This is a genomic window from Streptomyces sp. NPDC057543 (genome assembly GCF_042801895.1).
GTDB lineage: Bacteria > Actinomycetota > Actinomycetes > Streptomycetales > Streptomycetaceae > Streptomyces.
In genome coordinates, this window is sequence record NZ_JBHVFF010000486.1 from 1 (window position 1) to 3,650 (window position 3,650).

At 66.5% G+C, this 3,650-nt stretch carries 5 protein-coding genes; 1 reads left to right on the forward strand and 4 read right to left on the reverse strand.

Going from position 1 to position 3,650, the window contains the following annotated elements; translation table 11 throughout:
* Window positions 1-917, reverse strand: a 917-nt coding sequence (locus tag ACFU8Q_RS40205) for an IS630 family transposase (protein ID WP_384464790.1), incomplete at its 3' end; no start/stop codon positions are given.
* A gap of 67 nt (window positions 918-984) precedes the next feature.
* Entirely contained in the window at window positions 985-1,497 is a 513-nt protein-coding gene (locus ACFU8Q_RS40210) for a PadR family transcriptional regulator (protein ID WP_384464793.1), read from the reverse strand.
* 55 nt (window positions 1,498-1,552) lie between these two features.
* On the opposite strand from ACFU8Q_RS40210, the gene ACFU8Q_RS40215 reads away from it, so the two are divergent.
* Window positions 1,553-2,224 carry a cysteine hydrolase family protein gene (locus ACFU8Q_RS40215; RefSeq protein ID WP_384464795.1) on the forward strand — a complete coding sequence of 224 codons (672 nt, stop codon included), beginning with the start codon at window positions 1,553-1,555 and terminating at the stop codon, window positions 2,222-2,224.
* A 177-nt stretch (window positions 2,225-2,401) separates the two neighbouring features.
* Here ACFU8Q_RS40215 and ACFU8Q_RS40220 read toward each other — a convergent pair whose 3' ends face one another.
* Window positions 2,402-2,950 (reverse strand): transposase, encoded by a 549-nt coding sequence (locus ACFU8Q_RS40220; RefSeq protein ID WP_384464798.1) that lies wholly within the window; start codon window positions 2,948-2,950, stop codon window positions 2,402-2,404.
* Entirely contained in the window at window positions 2,947-3,486 is a 540-nt protein-coding gene (locus ACFU8Q_RS40225; protein WP_384464801.1) for a transposase, read from the reverse strand. Before ACFU8Q_RS40225 ends, ACFU8Q_RS40220 begins: the two co-directional genes overlap by 4 nt.
* Between the last annotated feature and the right edge of the window lie 164 nt (window positions 3,487-3,650).

A 3,650-nucleotide genomic window follows, 5' to 3' on the forward strand; every position in this document is an offset into this window, starting at 1 on the left:
GCCGGAGCGGCGCGGGGCCGGGTCGATGCCTGCTGCGTGCAGGATCTCCCAGACCGTTGAGGCCGCGATGAGGTTCCCGGGTCGGGCCAGTTCGCCCTGGATGCGGCGGCGCGGCAGAACTCCAGGAACCTTGTGCGGTTCTTCCTCGGCTTGATGTGGCCGTAGAGCTTGTCTTTGCCCAGGTTGTAGGCAGCGAACAAGTGGCGGACCCCGTGCGGGCGGGTGTAGGTCGCCCGCCTGCGGGGCCGGGGCTCGCGTTCAGGATCCTTGTGCTTTCCACTCCGCTCGACCCACTGCCGCCCGGGGTGGGGCTGGAGGTTCAGCGGCCCGAACTCATCCAGGCACAGCACCACATCGGGCTCGCCATCCTCGGGTATGACCTCGCCGTCGGCGATCGCGTAGAGGTGCTCGACGCGGCCCTTCTTGGCGGCATCGTCCGGGTCACGGGAGGTCTTCCAGGTCTTTATGCGTTGAAACGAGATGCCCTCCTGGCGGAGCAGGACCCGGAGGCCCTCGTGGCTGATGTCGTCGACCACCCCCTCGGCGACCAGGAAGTTCGCCAGCTTGGCCAGGCTCCAGGTCGAAAACGGCAGGCCGTGCTCGGCCGGCTTGGACTTGGCGATCTTCTTGATCTCGCGGCGCTCAGGCAGGGTGAAGGTCTTGGGTCGGCCACCCTTGTACTTCGGGTAGAGGGTGTCGAACCCGTCAGCGTTGAAGTGGTGGATCACATCCCGGACCCGGTCGTCGCTGGTGAACGTCACCTCGGCGATCTCCGCCACGGGCATGCCCTGCGCGGACAGCAGCACCATCTGGGCCCGCCGCCAGGTCACCACCGAGCCGGTGCCCCTGCGGACGATCCGCAGCAGGCGCTGCCCCTCATCGCTGTCGATCTCGCGGATCCTTACTGGCTCTGCCACCGGCATAGTCTCCCGGGAAGAGGAGGCGCCCGGGTGCAGAACGGGCGAGGTGCCTGCCAGTGCGGTGTCAGGCCAACACCTCCCGAAGCCAGGACCTTTCGGCCTGGCTGGTGGCGCGGGCGACGGTGAGCATGCCGCGCCGGTAGGGGTCGTCGGTGTCGTCGGCGCCCAGTGGGCGGTCACCGTCGTGGAAGAAGCTCGCGGGCTGTTCCAGGAATTCCAGCCGTCGGTGAAGTACCGCGTGCTGCTCAGCGGTGTCATGCAGGCAGGAGAGGAAGGCCAGGACCGTGAAGTACCGGGTGCTGTCGCTGATGTCAAGGCCGTTGGCATCCCGCAGTCGACGCAGCAGATCGCAGCGACCGGCGTCGGTCAGGCTCAGAGTGTGTCGCTGAGCGGCCGAGGCGCCTGGTTCGGTCCGCCGGTCGAGCAGCCCGGCGCTGACCAGCCGGTTGATCGCCGGGTAGAGGCTGCCGTCGCTGACCGGCCGGGCATGACCGGACAAGTGCGCTATCCGGTGGCGCAGTTGATAGCCGTGCAGTGGCCCCTCGGCCAGGAATCCCAGGATCGCGAGTTCGAGCATGCTGCTACTCTCGCACATCGAAACGAGGTACCTCGAATCGATGGATGGGGTAGGGATGACGTACACCGAGGAATGGGTGACCATGCGGGCGCGCAACGCCTACGAGCGCGGCCGGGCATCGTTCGACGTACAGCCCGAACGGGCGGCGCTGCTCGTCATCGATATGCAGGACGAGTTCGTGCGGCCTGGCTGGAGTCCCTACTGGGTGCCCGCGGCCACCCGGATGGCGCCCCGCCTGCACCAACTGGTCGAAGAATGCCGGGCCGCCTCCGTCCCGGTGATCTGGACCATCTTCGACGACACGCACCTCGGGCTGGACCGGCCGCACGCCTTGCGGTTCCTCCCGCATGCCGACACCGACTGGCACCGGCCCGGCCCCGCCGCGGTGTGGGCCCCGATGGGACGCCACCCCGACGAGGCCGTGATCCGCAAGCCCTCCTACGGGGCGTTCTACGACACCCCGCTCAATACGATGCTGCGCAACCTCGGCTGCGACACGGTCATCATCACGGGAACGCTCACCAACTACTGCTGCGGCACCACGGCCCGGCAGGCATACGAACGTGGTTACAAGGTCGTCTTCGGATCCGACGTCACGGCCACCGACGACGAGTCCCGGCAAGAATCCGAACTCGCAGTCCTACGCAAGGGTTTCGCGCTCGTGCTGACCGCCGAAGAGATCACCAACCGACTGACCACAGCCACCCCAGCATCAGAGGACGAGTAGCGGGCAAACGTTGCCTAATTCCTTGTTAACGGCGCTGCGAGGAGCACTGAGCGTTGCGGCGCCGTTCGAACGCTGGACCGTGACGTCTAAACGTTGCCTGGCGACAGACGCCTCGCATCAGAGCGGCGGACGGTCTGGCGTATCTCGGGGTGGCGGTCGCGTGGGCGGCTGCGTAGGTTACTGAGCTTGTAGCCGTGGTGTCGTCAGCTTGAGTCTGGTCTCGTCGAGGCAGCCGTCGATGATGTCGCTGCGGTATTGGATCTGGCGAAGGCCGTGTCGTAGCGCGCGGATGAGGTGCTCGGGGTCGGTGAAGGCGGTGTTGGCCTGGCTGCTGCGGCGGAGCAGGGACCAGATGCCCTCGACCGGGTTGAGGTCGGGAGCGTAGGGCGGCAGGTAGTAGACGGTGATCCAGTCCGTGGCGTCGATGAAGGCCCGCATCCGGTGGTCTTTGTGGACGTTCAAGTTGTCCCAGATGAGGACGATCGGGCCGCCGAGCTGCTGGTGGGCGGCGATGAGAAGGTCGCGGTACTCGGTCCAGGTGAAGCTGCGCCGGCCGCCTTGCTTGTGGTCGGTGTGCCGTTTGGGCCGGTAGATCAGGCGAGAGCGTTCGCCGAGTTTGTAGCAGGTCAAGGCAGCGATGGAGTAGCGGCGTTGGGAGCGGCCGCGGACCTTGATGACGGGTGTGTGCCCGCGTTTGGCCCATGTCCGTGAGGTCGGCGGCGTCATCGAGAATCCTGCTTCGTCTTCGAAGACGATCCAGGCCCCGAGCGCCGCCGCGGTGGTTCCGCCTGTGGCCAGGTCTCCTTCACACAGCCTGCCACCGCGTCCTCGTCACGCTCGAGAGCACGCCGGGCGGGAACCTGATGGCTCCAGGCGTTCCGTCGCAGCATCTGCGAGATGCCCGACAGGGTCATGGTCTTGTGGAACCTTCGGCCGATGAGCGTCTTGATCCGTGCCAGGGTCCACCGCTGGTCCGGCCATCCATGCGCGACCGGACCCTTTCCCAGCTCTTCCTCCAGTACGGCAAACAAGTCCTCGCTCAGCTTCGGCCGGGAGGCGGGGCCACGTGAGCGCAGGGCCTGCTGTCCGATGTCCTGCCAGGAGCGCCGCCATCGCTGAACCGAACGGACGCTGACACGTAACTCCTTCGCGATCACGGCATTGCCGAGATCGTCGGCGAACATGCCGGCTGCTTCCATCCGGATCCGCTCGCGGAAAACCTGTCTCTCCGCGGTCAGACCCCCACCCTGCGGATACCTCATACTTCCGGCTTACCGCAACGATCACGGTGCGTCAGCCCCTACGACACCACGACTACAAGCTCAGTAGAAGCGGGTTCTGGCACACATTCCGTGAGCGATCTTGAGTCCGGCCTCACCAGACCCCGGTGACGTGCGGTCCGCGCAGCTCACATGACGCGCGCGCC